Source organism: Zoogloea sp. GW822-FHT05C07, from assembly GCF_058800215.1.
The window spans coordinates 4,186,581-4,209,740 of record NZ_CM179510.1 but is presented as its reverse complement, the minus strand read 5'-3'; the positions used below and the strand labels follow the sequence as shown (position 1 = coordinate 4,209,740).

The window sequence follows — 23,160 nt, the reverse complement described above, 5'->3', positions numbered from 1 at the left end:
CCCTTACTTCCACAACGACAACGGCGACATGATCCACACTGCAACCACTACAACCCAGAAGAGGGTCAGCGGAATGAAGACCTTCCAACCCAGCCGCATGATGTGGTCATAGCGGAAGCGCGGGAACGTTGCGCGGAACCAAAGAAACAAGAACAGAATGAACGCGATCTTGAGAGCCAGCCAGATGAAGCCATCCGGAAGGAAACTCACCGGCGACAGCCACCCCCCCAGGAACAGGATGGAGGTCAGCGCGGAAACGAGGATCATGTTGGCGTATTCGCCGAGGAAGAACAGCGCGAAGGCCATCCCAGAGTACTCGACCATGTGACCTGCCACGATTTCCGATTCGCCTTCGACAACGTCGAATGGTGCGCGATTGGTTTCTGCGATACCGGAGATCAGATACACGATGAACATCGGGAAGAGGGGCAACCAGTTCCAGCTCAGGAAGCCCAGGCCCAGATCGGCCCCATGCCCCTTGCCCTGGCTCATCACAATGTCTGACAGGTTGAGACTGGAGGAAATCATCAATACGCAAACCAGCGCGAAGCCCATCGCGATTTCGTAGGAAACCATCTGGGCCGCGGCGCGAACTCCACCGAGGAACGCGTACTTCGAGTTGGATGCCCAGCCAGCGATGATCACGCCGTAGACTTCGATGGAGGTCACAGCCAGCAGGAACAGCAGGCCGGCATCGACGTTCCCGATAACCCAGCCATCACTGAAGGGCACCACCGCCCAGGCGGCCAGCGCAGGGCCGAGAGCCAGAACCGGCCCAACGATGAACAGGCCTTTGTTGGCGCCGGAAGGAACGATGATTTCCTTCAGCAGAAGCTTCACGCCGTCGGCGATCGGCTGTAGCAAGCCGCGCGGCCCCACGCGGTTGGGACCGATGCGGACCTGCATGTAACCGATGACCTTGCGCTCGGCCAGCGTCAGATAGGCAACACAAAGGAACAGCGGTGCGATGATGCCAATGATCTTCAGCAGCGACCACACCAAGGGCCACGCACCACCAAAAAGAGTCGCTACGGGTTCGATGATGGCTTCCATCACACACGCTCCACGCTAACTTCGCCATGCAGGCCACCCAGCGCCGAAGTGTCTGCGTGTGCACCAGCAAGACAAATGCTTCCTTCGACGACGCCATCATCCACCACGACCGGAACGGTCACGGTGCCAGCTGCGGACTTCACCTTCGCCGTGCCGCCTGCCTCCAGGCCCAGCTTGGCGACCGTGGATGCACTCGCGCGCAGCGCCGGTGCCTGGCCGTCCCGGGTCTTCTGCAGCGGCGCGGAACGCCGTGCGATGGGATCTGCGGCATAAATCGGAATGTCCGCAACGCGTTCCACACCCTGCGCGGCAGCGCCGAGCGCAAAGGAATCAACGGCCAGCGCGTTGTTCAGACGGGCGCGATCGACTTCCTGCGCAGGCCCGAGAATGATCTGACGTACGTCCTCGACCTTGTCGAAACCGAAGCCATCGAGGCCCAGCAGTTCCCCGAGGACACGCAGCACTTTCCAGCCCGGGCGCACCTCGCCGGCAGCCTTCACCACCGGGTAGAAGGCCTGAGCACGCCCTTCGGTATTCACGAAGACACCGGCCGTTTCGGTGAAAGGCGCGATCGGCAGCAGAACGTCGGCGTAGGCCAGCGCGCTCTCCGACTTGAAAGCCGACAAGGCGATGACTGTGTCGGCCTTGCCCAGCGTGTCGACCGCGGCCTGACCGGCCTGGGTATCCAGTTCGGCATCGATACCGAACAACACGTATGCCTTCAGCGGCGCCCTCAGCATCTCCGCAGCGTTCTTGCCGCCCTTGGCGGGCAGGCTGCCGACCAAATAGCCACCGACAGAGTTGGCAGCCTCGCCGAGAATACCGAAGCGCCCCTTGCTGAGACGGGCGATTTCCTGGGCAATTGCTTCAATGCTGGCAGCGTCTGCATGCTGTTGCGCGTAGTTGCCGATCCAGACGGCTACTTGCTTGCCGGACGCGAGGCTGTTGGCCACGGACAAGGCAGCAGCATCGACCTCAACCGCGGCAGCGGCAGATGCGAAGACCTCAGCCAGATCCTGACCGGTCTTCTGCGCGAGGGCCTTTGCCACGCCGACCAGCGCACCGGCAACCGCCGACGGCTTGACCTGGATCTTGTTCTCGACCTTGAACTGCCAGTCGTCGATGACCGGGTTCAGCACGCTGACCTTCAGGCCACGCTTGACGGCCTGACGCACGCGTTGGGCGACGAGCGGATGATCCTTGCGGAAGAAGCTGCCGACAATGAACAGGCGATCGAGACTGCCGATCTCCGCCACATTCAAACCGAGCCAGGGCGCGCCGGTGCGACGCGTGTCAGCCGAAAAATCGGTCTGACGCAGACGGAAATCGATGTTGTCGGAACCCAGCCCACGCACGAGGGCCTGGAGAAGATGCATTTCCTCGAGGGTGCTGTGCGGAGAGACAAGCGCGCCGATAGCCTCGGCACCATGCTCGCTGCGGACGGACTTGAGGCCGTTGGCAACGTATTCGAGTGCCGACTGCCAGTCCGCCTCGATCCACTTACCGCCCTGCTTGATCTGCGGCCGGGTCAGACGCTCTTCACCATTCAGCGCCTCGTAGGAGAAGCGATCCTTGTCGCTCAGCCAGCACTCGTTGAGTGCCTCGTTCTCCAGCGGCAGAACGCGCTTCACGACATCATTCTTGACCTGCACGACCAGGTTGCTGCCGAGGGAGTCGTGAGGGCTCACGGATTTCCGGCGGGACATTTCCCAGGCGCGAGCACCGAAGCGGAAAGGCTTGGAGGTCAGCGCGCCGACCGGACACAGATCGATGATGTTGCCCGACAGCTCTGAATCTATGGTCTTTTCCACGAACGGCATGATTTCGGCATGCTCGCCACGGAAAACCTGACCAAGCTCCATGAGACCCGCGATCTCGGTCGTGAAGCGAACACAACGGGTGCAGTTGATGCACCGGGTCATGTCCGTCGACACCAGCGGACCGAGGTCCTTGTTGCCGACCACGCGCTTCTCTTCCTCGTAACGGGACTGCACGCCACCGTAACCGACGGAAAGATCCTGCAGCTGACACTCGCCGCCCTGGTCGCAAATCGGGCAATCCAACGGGTGATTGATCAGCAGGAACTCCATCACACCCTTCTGCGCCTTGACCGCCTGCTCGGAATGGGTCCAGACCTTCATTCCGTTGGTCACCGGCGTTGCGCATGCGGGCAACGGCTTCGGGGCCTTCTCCACCTGCACAAGGCACATGCGGCAGTTGGCCGCGATGGAGAGCTTTTTGTGGTAGCAGAAATGCGGCACATAGGCGCCGACCTGGGAGGCAGCCTCCATGACGGTGCTACCGTCAGGAACCTGCAACTGCTTTCCGTCAATTTCGATTTCTAGCATGTCGAGCCTACGCCACGTAAATCTTGCTGCCTTCGCGCTGTACGTCCTGCGGGACAAGGCATTTCTTATGTTCGATATGGAATGCGAACTCGTCGCCGAAGTGCTTAATGAAACTCTGCACCGGCATCGAGGCAGCATCGCCCAGAGCACAGATCGTCCGGCCCATGATGTTCGCCGTGACGCTGTTCAGAAGATCCAAATCATCCGGACGGCCGAGCCCGTTCTCGATTCGATGAACGACCCGGTACAGCCAGCCCGTACCTTCCCGGCACGGCGTGCATTGGCCGCAGGACTCTTCAAAATAGAAGTAGGACAGTCGCTCGAGCGCCTTGACCATGCAAGTGCTCTCGTCCATCACGATCACCGCACCTGAGCCAAGCATCGATCCCCCCTTGGAAATCGAGTCGTAGTCCATCGTGCAATCCATCATGACGGATGCCGGCAGCACCGGAGCCGACGAGCCACCAGGAATGACCGCCTTGAGCTTGCGACCGCCGCGAACCCCACCCGCCATCTCCAGCAGATCGGCGAAAGGCGTACCCAGCGGGATCTCGTAGTTGCCGGGCTTGTTCACATGGCCGGACACCGAGAAGAGCTTCGTGCCGCCATTGTTCGGCTTGCCGAGCGCCAAGAAGGCGTCGCCCCCCTCACGGATGATGTAGGGAATGGATGCGAAGGTTTCGGTGTTGTTGATCGTGGTCGGCTTGCCGTAAAGACCGAAGCTCGCCGGGAAAGGCGGCTTGAAGCGCGGCTGCCCCTTCTTGCCCTCGATCGACTCAAGCAAGGCGGTCTCTTCACCGCAGATGTAGGCGCCGTAGCCGTGGTGGGCAAACAGGTCGAAACTGAAATCCGAACCCAGGATGTTCTTGCCCAGGAGGCCCGCCTCACGCGCCTCCTGCAGCGCTTCCTCGAAACGGCTATAGACCTCGAAGATCTCACCGTGAATGTAGTTGTAGCCTCTCTCACAACCCATTGCATAACCGGCGATGATCATGCCTTCGATCACGGAATGCGGATTGTAGCGAAGGATGTCGCGGTCCTTGAAAGTACCGGGCTCCCCTTCGTCGGAATTACAGGCCAGATACTTCGCGCCAGGGAAGGCCCGCGGCATGAAGCTCCACTTCAGGCCCGTCGGGAAGCCCGCACCGCCCCGGCCGCGCAGGGACGACTTCTTGACTTCAGCGATGACGTCATCTGCGGAAATCTTCTCGGCAATGATCTTCTTAAGCGCCTCATAACCGCCGCGCTTGATGTAATCGGCCAGGCGCCAAGTACGGTCACCGTCGAGACCGGAAAGAATAATTCCTTGAGAACTCATTTTTTCAGATCTTCGAGCAATTGATCGATTTTCTCTTCCGTCATCCAGCTGCACATGTGGTGATTGTTCACCAGCAGGACGGGCGCGTCACCGCAAGCCCCCATGCACTCACCCTCCTTGAGGGTGAACTTGCCGTCGGGCGTGGTCTCGTTGAAGTCGATGCCGAGACGCTTCTTGATGTAGTCGGCCGCATGCACGCCACCGGAAAGCGCGCAAGGCAGGTTGGTGCACACGGTAATCTTGCGTGCTCCAACGGGCGACAAGTCATACATGTTGTAGAAGCTGGCAACCTCATACGCAGCGATCGCCGGCATCTCGAGATACTTGGCGACGAACTCGATGGTCTCGCTGGACAGCCAGCCTTTTTCTTCCTGCGCAATTCTGAGCGCTGACATGGAAGCGGACTGCTTTTGATCAGGAGGATACTTAGCGATCTCTCGATCAATTTTCTTCAGGGATTCCGGACTCAGCATTTTATGTGTCTACTGTCAGCAGAATTACGATATGACTTTGGCGACTACGTGTTCCAGGCAGGACCGATCAGCGGTCCACGTCACCAAACACGATGTCCATGGTGCCGATGATCGCCACCACGTCAGCAATCATGTGCCCGCGGGACATTTCATCCATTGCCGAAAGGTGGGCAAAACCCGGCGAACGGAGCTTGAGGCGATATGGCTTGTTCGCGCCGTCGGACACCGCATAGACACCGAACTCACCCTTGGGGTGCTCGATAGGTGCATACACCTCACCTGCCGGGACATGCATGCCTTCCGTGAACAGCTTGAAGTGATGAATCAATTCCTCCATGCTGCCCTTCATGCGCTCCCTGGACGGCGGGGCCACCTTGTGGTTACCCGAAATCACCGGACCAGGATTCTTGCGCAGCCAGTCGATACATTGCTTCACGATGCGGTTCGACTGACGCATTTCTTCGATGCGGCACAGGTAGCGATCGTAACAGTCGCCTTCCACGCCCACAGGGATATCGAAATCCATCTGATCGTAAACGTCGTAGGGCTGCTTCTTGCGAATGTCCCACTCGATGCCGGAGCCACGCAGCATCACGCCGGAGAAACCCAGCGCCAGTGCCTTTTCCGGAGACACGACGCCGATGCCGACCGTACGTTGCTTCCAGATACGGTTATCAGTCAGCAGCGTCTCGTATTCATCGACATACTTCGGGAAGCGGCTGGTGAAGTCTTCCAGAAAGTCGAGCAAGGAGCCCTGCCGATTCTCGTTCAGCTCAGCAACGGTCTTCGCGCTCTTCCACTTGGAGACTTCGTATTGCGGCATGCGATCGGGCAGGTCGCGATAAACGCCACCCGGCCGGTAATAGGCCGCATGCATGCGAGCGCCAGAAACGGCTTCGTAAGCATCCATCAGATCCTCACGCTCACGGAAGGTATACAGCACCATCGTCATGGCGCCGATATCCAGAGCGTGCGTACCTACCGCAAGCAGGTGATTCAGGATCCGGGTGATCTCATCGAACATCACACGGATGTATTGAGCACGAAGCGGTACGTCAAGCCCGAGCAGACGCTCGATCGCCATGCAGTACGCGTGCTCATTACACATCATCGACACGTAGTCGAGACGGTCCATATAAGGAACGGACTGAACCCAGGTGCGCGTCTCGGCGAGCTTCTCGGTACCCCGGTGCAGCAGGCCAATGTGGGGATCAGCACGCTCGACAACTTCACCATCGAGCTCAAGAACCAGGCGGAGCACACCGTGCGCGGACGGGTGCTGAGGGCCGAAGTTGATTGTGTAATTGCGGATCTCAGCCATTTCCGACGTTCCCATAATTCTCGTCACGCACGATACGTGGCGTATTTTCCCGCGGCTCGATCGTCACCGGCTGATAGATTACCCGGCCGAGTTCCTGGTCGTAGCGCATTTCCACATAGCCCGTAACGGGGAAATCCTTGCGGAAGGGATAACCGACAAAACCGTAATCGGTGAGAATGCGGCGCAAATCCGGATGACCTGCGAAGGTAATACCGAACAGGTCGAATGCTTCCCGCTCGAACCAGTTCGCGCTCGGCCACAACTCGACCAGCGACGAAAGAACCGGGAAGGAGTCATCGTCGGCAAAAGTGCGTAGACGGAGACGCTGATTCTTGCTGACGGAAAGGAGGTGAACCGATACAGCAAAACGCGCAGAAGCCTCGACACCGGAACCGGAATAGGAGGAATAGTCCAGCCCGGTCAGATCAACCAGCTGCTCAAAGCGAAATCCGGGCTCATCCCGAAGCGCCTGGGCAATGTTGAAATAATCGGCAGCTGCCACAACCACCGTCACCTCATCATGGGCAACGATGACCTCTTTCAGCTGCTCACCAAATCTGTCTGCCAGCGACTGGCTGAGGCGCTCAAGTTTCTCACTCATGATGTTCAGCAATCAGCGAGCAATCGTGCAGTCGCGCTTGATCTTGTTCTGTAATTGAACAATCCCATAAAGCAGCGCTTCCGCGGTAGGAGGACACCCGGGCACATAGACATCGACCGGAACAATGCGATCACAACCACGGACCACCGAGTACGAGTAGTGGTAATAGCCACCACCGTTCGCGCACGAACCCATGGAAATCACCCAGCGCGGCTCGGACATCTGGTCATAGACCTTGCGCAGGGCCGGCGCCATCTTGTTGCACAGGGTGCCTGCAACAATCATCAGATCCGACTGACGCGGACTGGGACGAAACACCACCCCGAAACGGTCCAGGTCATACCGGGAACATCCGGCGTGAATCATCTCCACCGCACAGCAAGCGAGACCGAAGGTCATCGGCCACAGAGAACCCGTGCGAGTCCAGTTGATTACCGTATCAAGCGAAGTGGTTACAAACCCTTCCTTGAAGACACCTTCGATACTCATAGACACCCTTCAAGCAACATTTCACCGCCCAAGGCAACTGGACAATTTATTCCCAGTCGAGAGCACCCTTCTTCCAGACATAGACATAGCCGAGAAGCAGGATACCCAGGAAGACGACCATCTCGAAGAAGCCAAAAAGCCGGATGCTTTCACTGGCCGCAATTTCCCGCAGAATGGTCGCCCACGGAAAAAGAAATGCGATCTCGAGATCGAACAGAATGAAAAGAATAGCCAGAAGATAGTAACGCACATCGAACTTGATACGCGCATCTTCAAATGGCTCAAAGCCGCACTCAAAGGGAGAGAGCTTTTCCGCGTCAGGCTTACTGGGACCGAGGACCCGACCTGCGACAATGGGAATTAAACCAAAGACAGCCGCAAACAGGATGAAAACAAGAACTGGAAAATACCCTTCCAACATACCTGACCCCTCCCAACCGCAAGCAGAAATTAGCACCGCCTGCAAGCAAACGCCCGCATGTGCGGGCGACTAGCTTAATCCATGGTGCCGACGATGAGACTCGAACTCATACGGCTTTCGCCACTACCCCCTCAAGATAGCGTGTCTACCAATTTCACCACGTCGGCCTGTTTGTTTGACGCCCGAAATTATAAGGGTAATCACCCCTTGGCGCCAAGCATTACTTTGATTTATCGGGGAATGTCCTTGGACTTGGAGTCCTGGCTTTCACCCGCAGCAGGCGCCGCAGGAGCGGCCGCGGGAGCAACGCCATCCATGATGCTCTTAGCCGCCGGAGCCTTCTGCCCGGAGAGATAGCTCAGGCTCAAGCTCGTAACAAAGAAGACGGCAGCAAGAACCGCAGTCGCACGACTCAGGAAATTGGCCGAACCGGACGACCCAAAGAGACTGCCCGAGGCGCCGCTCCCAAATGCCGCCCCCATGTCAGCCCCCTTGCCATGCTGCATAAGCACCAGACCGATCACACCGAGACCGGCCAGCACATGCACAACGAGTACAACCGAAAACACCACACCGCTCATCAAAATCTCCAACAAGAAAACCTATGCAGCAACCAAAGACGCCGCACGACAAATTCCCGAAAAACCCGAAGCGACGAGAGACGCACCACCGACGAGCGCCCCATCAATATCTGGCTGCACGAACAACGAAGACGCATTCTCCGCGGTAACACTGCCACCATAAAGGATGCGCACACCACCCGCCGCGACCCCAGCCGACTCAAGGCGAGCACGAATGAAGCCATGCATTGCCTGAGCCTGCTCAGGGGACGCAACCCGCCCCGTTCCAATCGCCCAGACGGGCTCATAGGCCACGGTCAGCTTTGCCGCACTCTCCAACCCGAGGGCCGAAACCACGCTATCAATCTGCTCACCAACTACCGCTTCGGCCTTGCCGTCCTCACGCTGCTGAAGGGTTTCCCCAACGCACACGATGGGATTCAGACCCGCCTCCAGCGCAGCCCTGACCTTGACGGCCACAACCTCATCAACCTCCCCGAACAAGGATCGACGCTCCGAGTGCCCCACGACCACCCAGGTACACCCGAGATCAACCAGCATGGAGGCGCTCACCTCACCGGTATAGGCTCCCGCGCTGAACGAGCTGATATTTTGCGCCCCCAGCGCTACCCAGGAACCCGCCAAGGCTTGCCCAACTTGCCCCAGATAGGGATACGGCGGACACACGACGACCTCGACCGCCGCATCCTGCCTCCCCTCTTCTTTCAGGGCGGACAGCAGAACATCATTCCGGACAAGGCTACCGTTCATCTTCCAGTTGCCGACTACGAGCTTTTTCCGCACCTTAGGCACCAGGCTAAAGTTTTCGATTCTATCGTCACGACATCAAAACGTCAAAAAGGCCGGCATGAGCCGGCCTCCAGACTGAACCTGCCAGACAGCTCGATCAGCCGAAGCGGCCGGTGATGTAGTCCTCGGTTTCCTTGCGCTTGGGCTTGATGAAGATCTCATCGGTCAGACCGAACTCAACCAGCTCGCCCAGGTACATGTAAGCCGTGTAGTCCGATACACGGGCGGCCTGCTGCATGTTGTGCGTCACGATAGCGATGGTGTATTCACTCTTCAGCTCATGCACCAGCTCCTCAACCTTGGCGGTGGAGATGGGGTCCAGCGCCGACGTCGGCTCGTCGAGCAGAAGCACTTCCGGCTTGACCGCAACGCCCCGCGCGATGCACAGACGTTGCTGCTGGCCACCGGACAGGGACAGACCGCTCTGATTGAGCTTACCCTTGACTTCATCCCACAAGGCGGCCTTGCGCAGAGCCCATTCGACACGATTGTCCATGTCGGCCCGTGACAGGCTTTCATAGAGGCGAACGCCAAACGCGATGTTCTCGTAGATCGACATCGGGAAGGGGGTCGGCTTCTGGAAAACCATCCCGACCTTGGCACGCAGGGCATTCACGTCCTGCCCCTGATCGAGGACATTCTTTCCGTTCAGGAGAATCTCGCCGGTTGCCCGCTGGCCCGGGTAGAGGTCGTACATCCGATTCAGCGTACGCAGCAGCGTCGACTTGCCACAGCCCGAGGGACCAATGAAAGCGGTGACCATACCTTCGTTGATATCGAGATTGATGTGCTTCAGCCCCTGAAAGGAACCGTAGAAAAAGTCGAGATTACGGATACGGATCTTCGGGGTCTGCTCCGACCCCACCACTTGAGACTTCTGTTCGCCCCGCAATTGCGAGAAGGACATGTCACGCTTGGTTACTGCAGAAGATTGCATGATGAATTTCCTAGATCTTTTTGCGGAACAGGGTGCGAACGACAATATTCAGGCACAGCACGCCGAATGTAATAATGACCGCACCGCCCCAAGCGAGGGAATTCCAGTTCTCGTAAGGGCTCATTGCAAACTGGAAAATGACGACCGGCAGATTGGCCATCGGACCATTGAGGTCAAGGCTGGTGAATTGGTTATTGAGGGCGGTAAACAACAGCGGTGCCGTCTCACCACTCACCCGCGCAAGGGCCAGCAGGATACCAGTCAGCACCCCGGCCTTTGCCGCACGCAAAACGACATGTAGGACCACTTTCCAGCGCGGAGCACCCAAGGCAGCAGCAGCTTCGCGCAAGCTGGCCGGAACCAGATTCAGCATGTTCTCGGTCGTTCTCACCACAACCGGAATTGCAATCAGGGTCAGGGCAAGCGACCCCGCCCAGCCGGAAAAGTGCTGCACCTGGGCCACATAAACGGTGTAGATAAACACACCAATGACAATCGACGGCGCCGACAGCAGGATGTCATTGATGAAGCGGGTTGCCGGCGCCAGCCACCCTTTTCGCCCATATTCGGACAGATAGACGCCAGCAAGAATGCCGATCGGGGTGGCAATGAAAGTGGCAGAACCAACCATCATCGCGCTACCGAGAATGGCATTGGAAAGCCCGCCTTCGGAGCCCGGCGCCGGAGTCGGCAGCGTAAACAAGCTCAGGCTCAGGGCTCCCACACCCTTGTAGAGCAGCACGATCAGGATCCAGGCCAGGAAACCCATACCAATGCCCATAGCGAGGATCGACATCACCAACGCAAGCTGATTGGTGCGCTTGCGCTTGCGATAAAGAGCGGACGAATCAATCATCAGGTTTTCTCCCCTTCCATCCGACCAAGGCGCATCAGCAGCAGCTTGGAGAGTGCGAGCACGACGAAGGTCACGAAGAACAGAATGAGGCCCAGAGCAATCAGAGACGCCACGTGCAGATCAGACGCCGCTTCGGCAAACTCATTGGCCAAGGTCGAGGCAATACTGTTACCCGCCTCGTACAGGGACGGACTGATGCGGTGAGCATTGCCAATGACGAAGGTGACCGCCATGGTTTCACCCAGCGCGCGCCCCAAACCCAGCATGACCCCACCGATGACACCGACACGGGTATAGGGCAGGACGACATTCCAGACCACCTCCCACGTCGTCGCCCCCAGACCATAAGCCGACTCCTTGAGAATCCCCGGCACCACTTCAAAAACATCGCGCATCACGGATGCAATGAAAGGAATGACCATCACAGCCAGAATCAGACCCGCGGAAAGAATGCCGATACCATTCTTCGGCCCCTGGAACAGTGTCCCCAGGAAAGGAACATTACCCAGCGTCGCCGACAGGGCAGGCTGCACGTAATCGGCGAACAGCGGCGCGAAGATAAACAGGCCCCACATGCCATAAATGATGCTCGGCACGGCGGCCAGCAGCTCTACGGCAATACCCAGGGGACTACGCAGCGCAGGAGGGCACAGCTCGGTCAGGAAGACCGCAATCCCAAAACTGACGGGAATCGCAACCACAAGCGCAATAACCGACGTACTGAGCGTTCCGTATACGGAAATGAGACCACCGAACTTGTCCGTAACCGGATTCCATTCAGCACTAAACGGAAAACCGAAACCGAATTCCTTGATAGCCGGCCAGGCGCCATAAAGCAGGGAACCGAGAATCGCCACAAGGATCGCAAGGACGGAAAACGCGAAGAAGCGCGTCGTCTGATAGAACAAAGCGTCCTGAAAACGCTGGGCACGCATCCGGTCTTTTGGCGGTTCGGGTTGCTTCACACCGGAGGCGGCGTCAGCAAGGCCAGGAGCGCCACCAGCCGTAGTACCACCAGCGCCTAACACAGAGCTATGGGAAGACATTGCAGCTTACCGTTTCAATCTAGCAAACAAAACGGATGGATGAGCAACGACTCGGCCGCTCATCCATCCGGTCTAATTGGAACTGCTTACTTCCAGACCGGGTGACCCGAAGCGTCCTTCAGACCCGAACGCCACGCCGCGTCAATCTGCTTGACGAGGGAGGCAGGCAGCGCCACGTAATCCAGATCCTCAGCCGTCTTCTGGCCATTCTTGAATGCCCAGTCGAAGAACTTGAGGACCTCGGCACCCTTTGCAGCATCAGCCTGAACCTTGTGCATCAGCACGAAACTGGCGCCAGTGATCGGCCAGCTGGTCTTGCCGGGCTGTTCGGTCAGGATCTCGCCGAAGCCAGGAACCTTGTTCCATTCAGCATAAGCTGCAGCAGCCTGGAAGGTCAGGTCGTCGGGTTGAACATACTCACCCGCCTTGTTCTTGAGGGACAGGTGGATCATCTTGTTCTTCTTGGCGTAGGCGTATTCAACATAGCCGATACCGCCCTTGATACGCTGAACGTAAGAGGCCACACCTTCGTTGCCCTTGCCGCCCACACCTTCAGGCCACTGGACAGCCGTGCCCATACCGACCTTGTCCTTCCACTCCACGTTCACCTTGGACAGATAATTGGTGAAGAGGAAGGTCGTGCCGGAGCCATCCGCACGACGGACCACGGTGATGTTCTCGTCGGGCAACTTCACACCCGTGTTCAGGGCAACGATCGCCGGATCGTTCCACTTCTTGATCTTGCCGAGGTAAATGTCAGCAAGCACGGCACCGGTCATCTTCATCGCGCCAGGTGCGACACCATCCAGATTCACAACGGGAACCACGCCGCCAATCACTGCGGGGAACTGCACCAAACCATCTTTCTCAAGCTCTTCTGCCTTGAGCGGCATGTCGGACGCGCCGAAATCGACCGTCTTGGCCTTGATCTGCTTGATACCACCACCGGACCCGATGGACTGATAGTTCAGACCGACATTGGTCTTGGCCTTGTAGATCTCAGCCCACTTGGAGTAAATGGGGTACGGAAAGGTGGCGCCAGCACCGGTGATATCGGCGGCCTGGACGACAGCGGCACCCCCCAGAGCGACAACGAACGAACAGGCACGAACGAAACCTTGCATGAAATTCTCCATCGTAGAGACGAACTGCGAAACAGTCGGTTACACATTTAACCAACCGACCCAATAGCATCGACACGCGCTCTTGAGCCGGATTGAATTCTACGATTGGAAAATTTCAGATTTGTGACATGTTGCGATGCAACATGTCACATTGCCGCAGCGCGCACCACTTCTGCCAGTCCGCTGGCGATCCGATCTACAGTCGCAGCATCGCGCCCCTCGACCATGACCCGCAGTAGTGGCTCGGTTCCAGAGGGGCGCAAGAGCACCCTCCCCTGAGTCCCAAGCGCCTCCGTGGCCGCATCGACCGCAGCCTTGATCTCCGTGCAATCGGACCACACGAAGCCCTGCTTGATGCGCACATTGACCAGCCTCTGAGGATAGAACACCAGATCCGCACACATTTCCTTCAGTGACACCCCCTGCTGACGAAGCGCCGCAAGGACCTGGAGCCCGGCAATGATGCCGTCCCCAGTCGTATGCCTATCCAGACAGATGATGTGCCCCGAGTTCTCGCCCCCAAGGCGCCACCCTTTTTGATGCATGAGCTCAAGCACGTATCGGTCCCCAACCTTCGCCCGCGTGAATGGCAGCCCCAGGCGGCCGATGGCATGCTCGAAGCCCAGGTTGCTCATCAAGGTACCTACCACGCCCCCACGGACGCCCGACAGACACGCGGCCTTCGCGATGACGTACAAGAGCTTATCGCCATCATAGATATTGCCCTCAGCATCAGCCATCACAATGCGGTCACCGTCGCCATCGAGCGAGATGCCAACATCAGCCCCGCTCTTCAGAACAGCGTCGCGAATGCTGGCCGGCACAGTCGCGCCCACGCCATCATTGATGTTCGTACCGTTGGGCTCGACGCCAACCAATACAGTTTCAGCCCCCAGTTCGTGAAAGACCTTCGGCGCCACCATGTAGGCGGCGCCATGCGCGCAATCCAGGGCGATCTTGAAGCCCCGCAGATCCAGTTCATTGGGGAAGGTGTTCTTGCAGAACTCGACGTAACGCCCCCGGGCATCATCGATGCGACGCGCCTTACCCAATGCGGCAGACGGCTCACACCCCATGGGCTCATCAAGACGGGCCTCTATCTCAAGCTCCACAGCATCCGGCAGCTTGGTACCTGCGGCACTGAAGAACTTGATCCCGTTATCCTCGAAAGGATTATGAGACGCCGAAATCACCACACCAACCTGCAGGCGCAGCGCACGCGTCAGGTAAGCAATTGCTGGGGTCGGCAGCGGCCCCGCCAGATAGACATCCACACCTGCCGCGGAAAAACCGGCTTCCAGGGCCGACTCCAGCATGTACCCAGAAATACGCGTGTCCTTGCCGATGATCACGGCGGGACGCTCTCCCTGGCGCAACGCCTCGTGCGCCACCAGCGTCTTGCCAGCAGCATAACCAAGCCGCAAACAGAAATCCGGCGTAATCGGCGGCTCGCCCACGCGGCCACGCACGCCATCGGTTCCAAAATAACGTCGAGACATCTTTCCCCCACTTCTGCGGTGCCACTCGGACACGGATCTCGTCATTGCTCTTGCCAGCAAACAGCGTCAGGCAAGCCTCTCCCAAAGCCTCAACACATCGCGCGTCGCTCCCACATCATGGGTCCGCACGATTCGAGCACCATTCTGCACGGCCACAAAAGCGGCCGCCGCGCCAACAACCACCCTATCTCCTACCGGCCGGCCGCTGATCTCCCCAAGCATGGTCTTGCGTGACATGCCGACGAGCACCGGCAGACGTCCGCCACTAAAACCAGCCAACCCCTTGAGCAAGGCCAGATTGTGGTCAAGCGTCTTACCGAAGCCAAAGCCCGGATCAAGCACGATACGCTCTTCAGCCACACCAGCGTCCTGCAACACATCTAGCCGCTCAGCTAAAAAACGCTCTACATCGACGAGGACATCGCCATAAGTCGGCGCAATCTGCATTGTGCCCGGCTCTCCCTGCATATGCATCACACACAGGGCCGCACTACTATCCTTTACAGCCTCGATCGCACCAGGGATCCTGAACGCAGCGATATCGTTGATCATATCCGCCCCTGCGCGAATCGACTCGCGCATTACAACCGGCTTCACCGTATCCACGGATATCGGGATGTTGAGGGACACCAATACCTCCACGACAGGAATGACCCGGTCGAGCTCCTCTTGCTCGGAGACAGCTTGCGCTCCGGGGCGCGAAGACTCACCACCGACATCCAGGATTTCCGCGCCATCAGCAATGGCTTGCTCCGCCGCCCGCAGCGCGGCATCCCGACTCAAGTAACCCGGCCCCGAAAAGGAATCCGGGGTCACGTTGATGATCGCCATGATCTTGGGCCTACCAAGATCCAGCTGAAAGCGGCCACATGCGAGAACTGAAGACATAAGGTGATCTTTAAATGAAAGGGCCGGCTCCCCCAGGAGCCGGCCCGTAAATCAATGCAGGAATCTGAGACTCAAGCCGCAGGCGCAGGTGCCGTCGGCGCAGCCCCCGTATTGTCATCGCTCGGACGCTTGGGGAGCTGGGACGAAGGCTTGGGCGGCCGTGGAGTCCGCCCGGCCATGATGTCATCGATCTGGTCCGCATCGATGGTTTCCATCTCCAGCAGCGCGGCCGTCATCGCCTCGGCCTTGTCCCGGTTTTCCTCGATCAGGCGACGTGCCAAGGCGTACTGCTGATCCAGAATCCTCCGGATCTCCGCGTCCACCTTCTGCAAGGTCGCCTCGGACATGTTCTTGTGGGTCGTAACCGAGCGGCCGAGGAACACTTCACCTTCTTCCTCGCCATAAACCATCGGACCGAGGTTGTCCGACATCCCCCACTGGGTCACCATGCGGCGAGCCAGGTCGGTGGCACGCTGAAAATCGTTTGACGCGCCCGTTGTCATCTGGTTCATGAAGATCTCTTCGGCAATCCGCCCGCCGAAGAGAACGGCGATCGTCTGCAGCAGGCGTTCACGATCCTGGCTGTAGCGATCCTGCTCCGGCAACTGCATGGTCACGCCAAGAGCGCGCCCACGCGGAATGATCGTAACCTTGTGCACCGGGTCCGTCTTGGTCAGGCACTTTGCGACGATCGCGTGCCCGGATTCATGGTAGGCGGTATTGCGGCGCTCCTCCTCGGGCATGACCATGGAGCGGCGCTCGGCCCCCATCATGATCTTGTCCTTGGCGCGCTCGAAATCCTCCATATCCACGAGACGCTTGTTGCCCCGCGCAGCAAAAAGGGCGGCTTCATTGACCAGGTTGGCCAAGTCAGCACCAGCGAAACCCGGGCAACCACGGGCCAGGATCAGCGCATCGACGTCCGGTGCAATGGGAACCTTACGCATATGAACGCGCAGGATCTGCTCACGCCCACGGATATCGGGCAGCGGCACAACCACCTGGCGGTCAAAACGGCCCGGACGCAGCAAGGCGGGATCAAGGACATCGGGACGGTTGGTCGCAGCGATCACGATCACCCCCGAAACACCCTCGAAGCCATCCATCTCAACCAGCAACTGGTTCAGGGTCTGCTCACGCTCGTCATTGCCACCGCCGAGGCCGGCGCCACGCTGCCGGCCCACCGCATCGATTTCGTCGATGAAGATGATGCACGGGGCCTGCTTCTTGGCCTGCTCAAACATGTCACGCACGCGCGCCGCACCGACACCGACGAACATTTCGACGAAATCCGAACCGGAGATCGAGAAGAACGGAACCTTCGCCTCACCAGCGATCGCCTTTGCCAGCAAGGTCTTGCCGGTACCCGGCGAGCCGACCATCAGCACGCCCTTGGGAATGTGGCCGCCCAGCTTCTGGAACTTGGATGGATCGCGCAGGAACTCGACGAGCTCACCGACCTCCTCCTTTGCCTCGTCGCAACCGGCAACGTCGGCAAAGGTCACCGTATTGGCGGTCTCGTCGAGCATCTTGGCCTTGGACTTGCCAAAGGAGAACGCACCACCGCGCCCGCCCCCCTGCATCTGGCGCATGAAGAACACCCACACGCCGATCAGCAGGATCATCGGGAACCAGGACACGAAGATGTTCATGAGGAAGGACTGCTCCTCTTCCGGCTTCGTGGCAGTAACCTTGACGCCATAGCGCATCAGATCGCCGACCATCCAGATATCCTGCACGCCAGGCGTGTAAACAGTGATCTGACGACCGTCCTGGGTCGTGGCCCGAACCGTCCGCCCGTCCACAACCGCCTTGGCGATCTTGCCCTGCTTCGCGTCCTCCATGAACTGGGAGTACTCGATCGAGTTCTGGGCCGTCTGACGATTGTTGACCTGGTTGAAGACCGTCATCAGAACGACGCCTATCACCAGCCAGATCGCAAGATTCTTGAATAGATTGTTCAAAACGATTCCTTGAAAGCCCAACAGGGGCCACAGCCTAGTGGACTGATTCTATGTCTGATCGTTCGCAGGATCAAATGATCGTGGCCATAGCTTGAATCAATGGCCTTCCACACTATGTTCGCAGTCCGAAGCCCAGCAGGTACACCTCGGAGCTACGTCCGCGGGAGGCCTGGGGCTTGCGCACGACGACCGACTTGAAGACCCGCTCCACCTCTTTGCGGAACTCATCGAAGCCCTGCCCCTGGAACACCTTGACCAGGAACTTCCCGCCCGGATTCAAGTGCTGATATGCAAACTCCAGGGCCAGTTCGGCCAGATGAATCGAACGGGCCTGGTCGCTGGTAGGGATACCCGAAATGTTCGGTGCGATATCCGACATCACGAGGTCAACGCCCCGTCCCTCCAGTTGCGCCTCGAAGCGGGCCACGAACTCCTCATCGTGGAAGTCGCCCTGCATGAATTCGACCCCGTTGATGGGCTCGATCGGCAGCAGATCAAGGGCAAAAACCCGGCCCTGCGCCCCTACCCGCCCAATGGCAACCTGGCTCCAGGAACCCGGGGCAGCCCCCAGGTCGACGACCACCATGCCAGGGCGGATCAACTTGTCCTTTTCGTCGATCTCCATGAGCTTGTACGCCGCCCGGGCGCGCCAGCCCTCAGCCTTGGCGCGCTGCACGAACGGATCATTAACATGCTCCGTCATCCACGATTTACTGGTCTTGGTACGCTTCATCGCGGTACAATTACGCCCTTTTTTCAATGAGTTGCAAAATGATTGAACTTTCGCCCGCGCAGCGCCGCGCGTTCCGCGCGCAAGCCCACCACCTTAACCCCGTGGTCAGTGTCGCCGGCAATGGCCTGACACCTGCCGTGCTCAAGGAGATCGATCACGCCCTGCAGGCTCACGAACTCATCAAGGTCCGCGTCTACGGTGACGATCGCAGTCTTCGGGAATCCATCCTCGCCAGCATCTGCACCGAACTCGGCGCCGCTGCAGTTCAACACATCGGCAAGACGCTGATCGTATGGCGGGAAAAGCGCGAACAGGAAACCACCCGGGCTCCTGCCGCCGATCGTCCGAAGAAGCCGCTGGCCAAGGCAAAGTCTGCCAAGGCGCTGTCGTCCCACCGGGGCATCGCCTCCTTGAAGAAGAAGGCGGGCGCCAAGAAGGATTACTGGTTCGCAGCTCCCGGCAAAGGTCCGCGCCGCCAATCTGACGACTCCTGAGCGGCGTCTATCAGCGCAAACCCTTGTCCTGCCAGGCCACCAACAGCAGGCCAAGCAGACTTTCCACCAGATAGACGACACTGGAAACGCCATGCCAAGCCATGAACCGGCTGCGCAAGGCGCTTTCCATGACCTCGCGCGGCAAGGAATCCTCCTTCAGCTGCGCCAGGATCGGCTGGATCCCGAAATGGCCGGCCACAGTCAGCAGCAGCATCAGGAAAACCACCCAGAACACGCTGCTCTTGAAGGCCGCACCATTCTTGCGGAGCGCCACGAACACCAGCAGATAGGCGGCTGAAGCAAGACCCAGCCATGCAACGTAGGTGAACATTTCCCCAGCCAATCGCCCGGCAAGCATGCGGTCGTCGAGCAACCGGAACAGCGTGGGCGCGGCAAGGTAGCCGATCGCCCACAGCGCCCCAACCCACAGGGTGATCAGGGTGCTGTAGACGTATTCAGCAAATCGGGGCATGGGCTCGAGACTTACTCGTAACGGACGTCGATCAGTTCAAGCTCACGCACGCCGCCGGGTGCCTGCACCTCGGCAACGTCGCCTGCAAACTTGCCGATCAAGGCACGAGCGATGGGAGAGCTGATCGCGATCTTGCCCGCCTTGATGTCGGCCTCGTCGTCGCCGACGATCTGGTAGGTCACCGATTCACCGTTATCCAGGTCCTCGAGCTCCACCGTGGCACCAAAGACGCAGCGCCCATCCGCATCGAGCAGCTTGGGGTCGATGATCTGGGCGTTGGAGATCTTCCCCTCCACCTCCCGGATACGCCCCTCAATGAAGCCTTGCCGCTCCTTCGCCGCGTCGTACTCGGCGTTTTCGGAAAGGTCGCCATGGGAACGCGCCTCGGCAATCGCCGCAATAACGTCCGGACGATCGACGGTCTTCAGGCGATGCAGCTCCTGGCGCAGCTGCTCTGCGCCAGCAACGGTCAGCGGTACCTTGTTCATGCCTTCACCAGCTCGCCATGGAGGTCCTGCAGGGAATAAGCCTCGAGCCCCACCAGATGGCGCATACCCATGCAGGCAGCACGCGCACCTTCGATCGTCGTGTAGATGGTGACCTTCGCCGCCAGCGCACTGGTACGGATCGAACGGGAGTCCGTCACCGCCTGGCGCTTTTCCTCAACGGTGTTGATGACAAGGCTGATCTCGTTGTTCTTGATCATGTCCACAATGTGCGGACGGCCTTCGTTCACCTTGTTCACCGCGGACACGGGCAAGCCGACAGCCGAAATCGCCGCGGCGGTACCGCGGGTAGCGACCACGGAGAAGCCCAGTTCGATCAGCTCACGCGCAACCTCAACGGCCTTCGGACGGTCGGTGTGCTTGACGCTGATGAAGGCTTTACCCGAAGTGGGCAAACGCACGCCGGCACCGAGCTGGCTCTTCACGAAGGCTTCAGCAAACGTACGGCCGACACCCATGACCTCGCCAGTGGACTTCATCTCGGGCCCAAGGATGGTATCGACACCCGGGAACTTGACGAAGGGAAACACGGCTTCCTTCACGGAGTAGTACGGCGGCACGACTTCACCAACAACGCCCTGATCGTCGAGGCTGCGGCCGGCCATGCAGCGCGCTGCAATCTTCGCCAGCGGCAGGCCACAAGCCTTGGAGACGAACGGAACAGTCCGGGATGCGCGGGGGTTCACCTCAAGCACGTAAACCACCGCGTCATCGCCCTCGCCCTGGATCGCGAACTGGACGTTCATCAGGCCGCACACGTTCAGCGCACGGGCCATCGATTCCGTCTGGCGACGCAGTTCATCCTGCAACTTCTGCGACAGCGTGTAAGGCGGCAGGGAGCAGGCGGAGTCACCCGAGTGGACGCCAGCCTGCTCGATGTGCTCCATGATGCCGCCGATCATGACGCGCTTGCCGTCGGACAAGGCATCCACGTCCACTTCAGTCGCGTCGTTCAGGAAGCGATCGAGCAGCACCGGGGAATCGTTGGAGACCTTGACGGCCTCACGCATGTAGCGCTCGAGATCCTTCTGCTCATGGACGATTTCCATCGCCCGGCCACCCAGCACGTAGGACGGGCGGACCACCAGCGGGTAGCCGATCTCGGCCGCCAGGCGCACGGCGTCTTCCGGCGTACGGGCGGTGCGGTTGGGAGGCTGCTTCAGGCCCAGTTCGAACAGCAGCTTCTGGAAGCGCTCGCGGTCTTCGGCCGCATCGATCATGTCAGGGCTGGTGCCGATGATGGGCACGCCGTTGGCTTCGAGCTCACGGGCACGCTTCAGTGGGGTCTGACCGCCGAACTGAACGATCACACCAACGGGCTTCTCGACAGCGACGATCTCGAGGATGTCCTCGAGGGTCAGCGGTTCGAAGTACAGGCGATCCGAGGTGTCATAGTCGGTGGACACGGTTTCCGGGTTGCAGTTGACCATGATGGTCTCGTACCCGTCTTCGCGCATGGCCATTGCCGCATGCACGCAGCAGTAGTCGAACTCGATGCCCTGGCCAATCCGGTTCGGACCACCGCCCAGCACCATGATCTTCTTGTTGCTGGTCGGCAGCGCCTCGCACTCATCCTCGTAGGACGAGTACAGATACGCGGTGGACGTGGCGAATTCGGCTGCGCAGGTATCCACGCGCTTGAACACCGGACGCACGCCGGCGGCGTGACGATGCAGACGCACGGAGGTTTCGTCCGTGGCCAGCAGCTTAGCCAGGCGACGGTCGGCAAAACCCTTGCGCTTCAGTTCGCGCAGCTCGGCCGCGTTGATGCCCTTGAGGGAGCGGCCCACCAGGGACTTCTCGGTCTTGATGATGTCTTCGATCTGGATCAGGAACCACGGATCGATGCGAGTCAGCGCATGCACCTGCTCGAGGGTCATGCCTTCGCGGAAGGCCTGGCCCACGTACCAGATACGCTGGGAACCCGGTTCGCTGAGTTCGCGCTCGAGATCGTCCTGGTCGGCTTCAACTTCGTCCAGGCCGTAGGCACCGGTTTCGAGACCGCGCAAGGCCTTCTGGAAGGACTCCTGGAAGGTGCGGCCCATGGCCATCACCTCACCCACGGACTTCATCTGGGTGGTCAGGCGATCGTTGGCCAGCGGGAACTTCTCGAAGGCGAAACGCGGGATCTTGGTGACCACGTAGTCGATGGACGGCTCGAAGGACGCCGGCGTCGCGCCGCCGGTGATGTCGTTCCTCAGCTCATCAAGAGTGAAGCCGACGGCGAGCTTGGCCGCCACCTTGGCGATCGGGAAGCCAGTCGCCTTGGAAGCCAGTGCGGAGGAACGGGACACGCGCGGGTTCATCTCGATGACGATCATGCGACCATCCTTCGGATTGATCGCGAACTGCACGTTGGAACCGCCGGTATCCACGCCGATCTCACGCAGCACCGCGATGGAGGCGTTGCGCAGGATCTGGTATTCCTTGTCGGTCAGCGTCTGGGACGGCGCCACAGTGATGGAGTCACCAGTGTGCACCCCCATCGGATCGAGGTTCTCGATGGAACAGACGATGATGCAGTTGTCCGCGGTATCACGGACCACCTCCATCTCGTATTCCTTCCAGCCGATCAGCGACTCTTCGATCAGCAGCTCGTTGGTCGGCGACGCTTCCAGGCCACGCTTGCAGATTTCCGCAAACTCTTCCGGGTTATAGGCGATGCCGCCGCCGGTGCCACCCAGGGTGAAGGACGGGCGGATGATGACCGGGAAGCCGATGTCGGCCTGCACCTGCAGGGCCTCGTCCATGCTGTGGGCAACGCCGGAACGCGCAGAGCCAAGACCAATCTTGGTCATGGCATCCTTGAACTTCATGCGGTCCTCGGCCTTGTCGATGGCCCCTTCCTTGGCACCGATCAGCTCGACGCCGAACTTCTCGAGCACGCCGTTGCGTGCGAGATCGAGCGCGCAGTTGAGCGCGGTCTGGCCGCCCATGGTGGGCAGCACGGCATCCGGCCGCTCTTTCTCGATGATGCGCTCGACGACCTGCCAAGTGATCGGCTCAATGTAGGTGACGTCGGCCGTTTCCGGATCCGTCATGATGGTGGCTGGGTTGGAATTGACCAACACGACCTTGTAACCCTCTTCACGCAGGGCCTTGCAGGCCTGGGCGCCAGAGTAGTCGAATTCACAGGCCTGGCCGATGATGATCGGGCCGGCGCCGATGATGAGAATGGTCTTGATGTCTGTACGTTTGGGCATGGTTCTTCAGAGACTGGAAAGCGGTTGATCGAAAACTGGTGCGT

General features: G+C 59.4%; 22 protein-coding genes and 1 tRNA gene. 1 reads left to right on the top strand and 22 read right to left on the bottom strand.

The genetic code is table 11. The features are described 5' to 3' along the window. Positions 1-3: 3 nt before the first annotated feature. From nuoH to AC3QL2_RS19325, 19 genes are all read right to left on the bottom strand, one after another. Positions 4-1,053, bottom strand: coding sequence for an NADH-quinone oxidoreductase subunit NuoH (gene nuoH, locus AC3QL2_RS19415; RefSeq protein ID WP_493233074.1), 1,050 nt, complete (start codon positions 1,051-1,053; stop codon positions 4-6). Then, a complete protein-coding gene (gene nuoG, locus AC3QL2_RS19410; protein ID WP_493233075.1) occupies positions 1,053-3,401 on the bottom strand; it encodes an NADH-quinone oxidoreductase subunit NuoG in 2,349 nt (782 codons plus the stop codon). Before nuoG ends, nuoH begins: the two co-directional genes overlap by 1 nt. A gap of 7 nt (positions 3,402-3,408) precedes the next feature. Further along, the gene (gene nuoF, locus AC3QL2_RS19405) at positions 3,409-4,719 is read right to left on the bottom strand and encodes an NADH-quinone oxidoreductase subunit NuoF (RefSeq protein ID WP_493233076.1); all 1,311 of its coding nucleotides are present in this window, start codon (positions 4,717-4,719) and stop codon (positions 3,409-3,411) included. Continuing rightward, positions 4,716-5,192, bottom strand: a complete 477-nt coding sequence (nuoE, locus tag AC3QL2_RS19400; RefSeq protein WP_493233077.1) for an NADH-quinone oxidoreductase subunit NuoE — start codon at positions 5,190-5,192, stop codon at positions 4,716-4,718. Before nuoE ends, nuoF begins: the two co-directional genes overlap by 4 nt. Before the next feature lie 67 nt (positions 5,193-5,259). Next, a complete protein-coding gene (locus tag AC3QL2_RS19395) occupies positions 5,260-6,513 on the bottom strand; it encodes an NADH-quinone oxidoreductase subunit D (protein WP_493233078.1) in 1,254 nt (417 codons plus the stop codon). Further along, on the bottom strand, positions 6,506-7,114 hold the full coding sequence (locus tag AC3QL2_RS19390; protein WP_493233079.1) for an NADH-quinone oxidoreductase subunit C: 609 nt from the start codon (positions 7,112-7,114) through the stop codon (positions 6,506-6,508). Before AC3QL2_RS19390 ends, AC3QL2_RS19395 begins: the two co-directional genes overlap by 8 nt. Before the next feature lie 12 nt (positions 7,115-7,126). Continuing rightward, positions 7,127-7,603, bottom strand: coding sequence for a NuoB/complex I 20 kDa subunit family protein (locus AC3QL2_RS19385; protein WP_079433620.1), 477 nt, complete (start codon positions 7,601-7,603; stop codon positions 7,127-7,129). A gap of 46 nt (positions 7,604-7,649) precedes the next feature. Next, positions 7,650-8,024 carry an NADH-quinone oxidoreductase subunit A gene (ndhC, locus tag AC3QL2_RS19380; RefSeq protein WP_493233080.1) on the bottom strand — a complete coding sequence of 125 codons (375 nt, stop codon included), beginning with the start codon at positions 8,022-8,024 and terminating at the stop codon, positions 7,650-7,652. Positions 8,025-8,106: 82 nt separating this feature from the next. Further along, positions 8,107-8,191 (bottom strand) — tRNA-Leu (locus tag AC3QL2_RS19375). Between the two features lie 63 nt (positions 8,192-8,254). Continuing rightward, a complete protein-coding gene (secG, locus tag AC3QL2_RS19370) occupies positions 8,255-8,605 on the bottom strand; it encodes a preprotein translocase subunit SecG (RefSeq protein WP_493233081.1) in 351 nt (116 codons plus the stop codon). A 21-nt stretch (positions 8,606-8,626) separates the two neighbouring features. Next, complete coding sequence (gene tpiA, locus AC3QL2_RS19365) at positions 8,627-9,355, bottom strand: triose-phosphate isomerase (protein WP_493240285.1); 729 nt, start codon at positions 9,353-9,355, stop codon at positions 8,627-8,629. 136 nt (positions 9,356-9,491) lie between these two features. Beyond that, positions 9,492-10,331: a phosphate ABC transporter ATP-binding protein PstB gene (gene pstB / locus AC3QL2_RS19360; protein ID WP_493233083.1), complete on the bottom strand. Its 840-nt coding sequence runs from the start codon at positions 10,329-10,331 to the stop codon at positions 9,492-9,494. Positions 10,332-10,341: 10 nt separating this feature from the next. Then, on the bottom strand, positions 10,342-11,187 hold the full coding sequence (pstA, locus tag AC3QL2_RS19355; protein ID WP_493233084.1) for a phosphate ABC transporter permease PstA: 846 nt from the start codon (positions 11,185-11,187) through the stop codon (positions 10,342-10,344). Continuing rightward, positions 11,187-12,233: a phosphate ABC transporter permease subunit PstC gene (pstC, locus tag AC3QL2_RS19350; RefSeq protein ID WP_493233085.1), complete on the bottom strand. Its 1,047-nt coding sequence runs from the start codon at positions 12,231-12,233 to the stop codon at positions 11,187-11,189. Before pstC ends, pstA begins: the two co-directional genes overlap by 1 nt. An 86-nt stretch (positions 12,234-12,319) precedes the next feature. Then, complete coding sequence (gene pstS / locus AC3QL2_RS19345) at positions 12,320-13,357, bottom strand: phosphate ABC transporter substrate-binding protein PstS (RefSeq protein ID WP_493233086.1); 1,038 nt, start codon at positions 13,355-13,357, stop codon at positions 12,320-12,322. Between the two features lie 146 nt (positions 13,358-13,503). Next, complete coding sequence (glmM, locus tag AC3QL2_RS19340) at positions 13,504-14,856, bottom strand: phosphoglucosamine mutase (protein ID WP_493233087.1); 1,353 nt, start codon at positions 14,854-14,856, stop codon at positions 13,504-13,506. Between the two features lie 66 nt (positions 14,857-14,922). Next, a complete protein-coding gene (folP, locus tag AC3QL2_RS19335) occupies positions 14,923-15,687 on the bottom strand; it encodes a dihydropteroate synthase (protein WP_493233088.1) in 765 nt (254 codons plus the stop codon). 128 nt (positions 15,688-15,815) lie between these two features. Continuing rightward, a complete protein-coding gene (ftsH, locus tag AC3QL2_RS19330) occupies positions 15,816-17,708 on the bottom strand; it encodes an ATP-dependent zinc metalloprotease FtsH (RefSeq protein WP_493233089.1) in 1,893 nt (630 codons plus the stop codon). Positions 17,709-17,820: 112 nt separating this feature from the next. Next, complete coding sequence (locus AC3QL2_RS19325; protein ID WP_493233090.1) at positions 17,821-18,441, bottom strand: RlmE family RNA methyltransferase; 621 nt, start codon at positions 18,439-18,441, stop codon at positions 17,821-17,823. Positions 18,442-18,479: 38 nt separating this feature from the next. Here AC3QL2_RS19325 and yhbY point away from each other — a divergent pair, with 38 nt between their 5' ends. Continuing rightward, positions 18,480-18,935, top strand: coding sequence for a ribosome assembly RNA-binding protein YhbY (yhbY, locus tag AC3QL2_RS19320; protein WP_493233091.1), 456 nt, complete (start codon positions 18,480-18,482; stop codon positions 18,933-18,935). 10 nt (positions 18,936-18,945) lie between these two features. On the opposite strand, the gene AC3QL2_RS19315 is transcribed toward yhbY, so the two are convergent. Genes AC3QL2_RS19315 through carB form a run of 3 tightly spaced genes read right to left on the bottom strand, consistent with a single transcriptional unit; the run spans position 18,946 to position 23,116 of the window. After that, positions 18,946-19,407 carry a DUF4149 domain-containing protein gene (locus tag AC3QL2_RS19315; RefSeq protein ID WP_493233092.1) on the bottom strand — a complete coding sequence of 154 codons (462 nt, stop codon included), beginning with the start codon at positions 19,405-19,407 and terminating at the stop codon, positions 18,946-18,948. An 11-nt stretch (positions 19,408-19,418) separates the two neighbouring features. Then, positions 19,419-19,895, bottom strand: coding sequence for a transcription elongation factor GreA (gene greA / locus AC3QL2_RS19310; RefSeq protein ID WP_493233093.1), 477 nt, complete (start codon positions 19,893-19,895; stop codon positions 19,419-19,421). Next, complete coding sequence (gene carB, locus AC3QL2_RS19305) at positions 19,892-23,116, bottom strand: carbamoyl-phosphate synthase large subunit (protein WP_493233094.1); 3,225 nt, start codon at positions 23,114-23,116, stop codon at positions 19,892-19,894. Before carB ends, greA begins: the two co-directional genes overlap by 4 nt. Between the last annotated feature and the right edge of the window lie 44 nt (positions 23,117-23,160).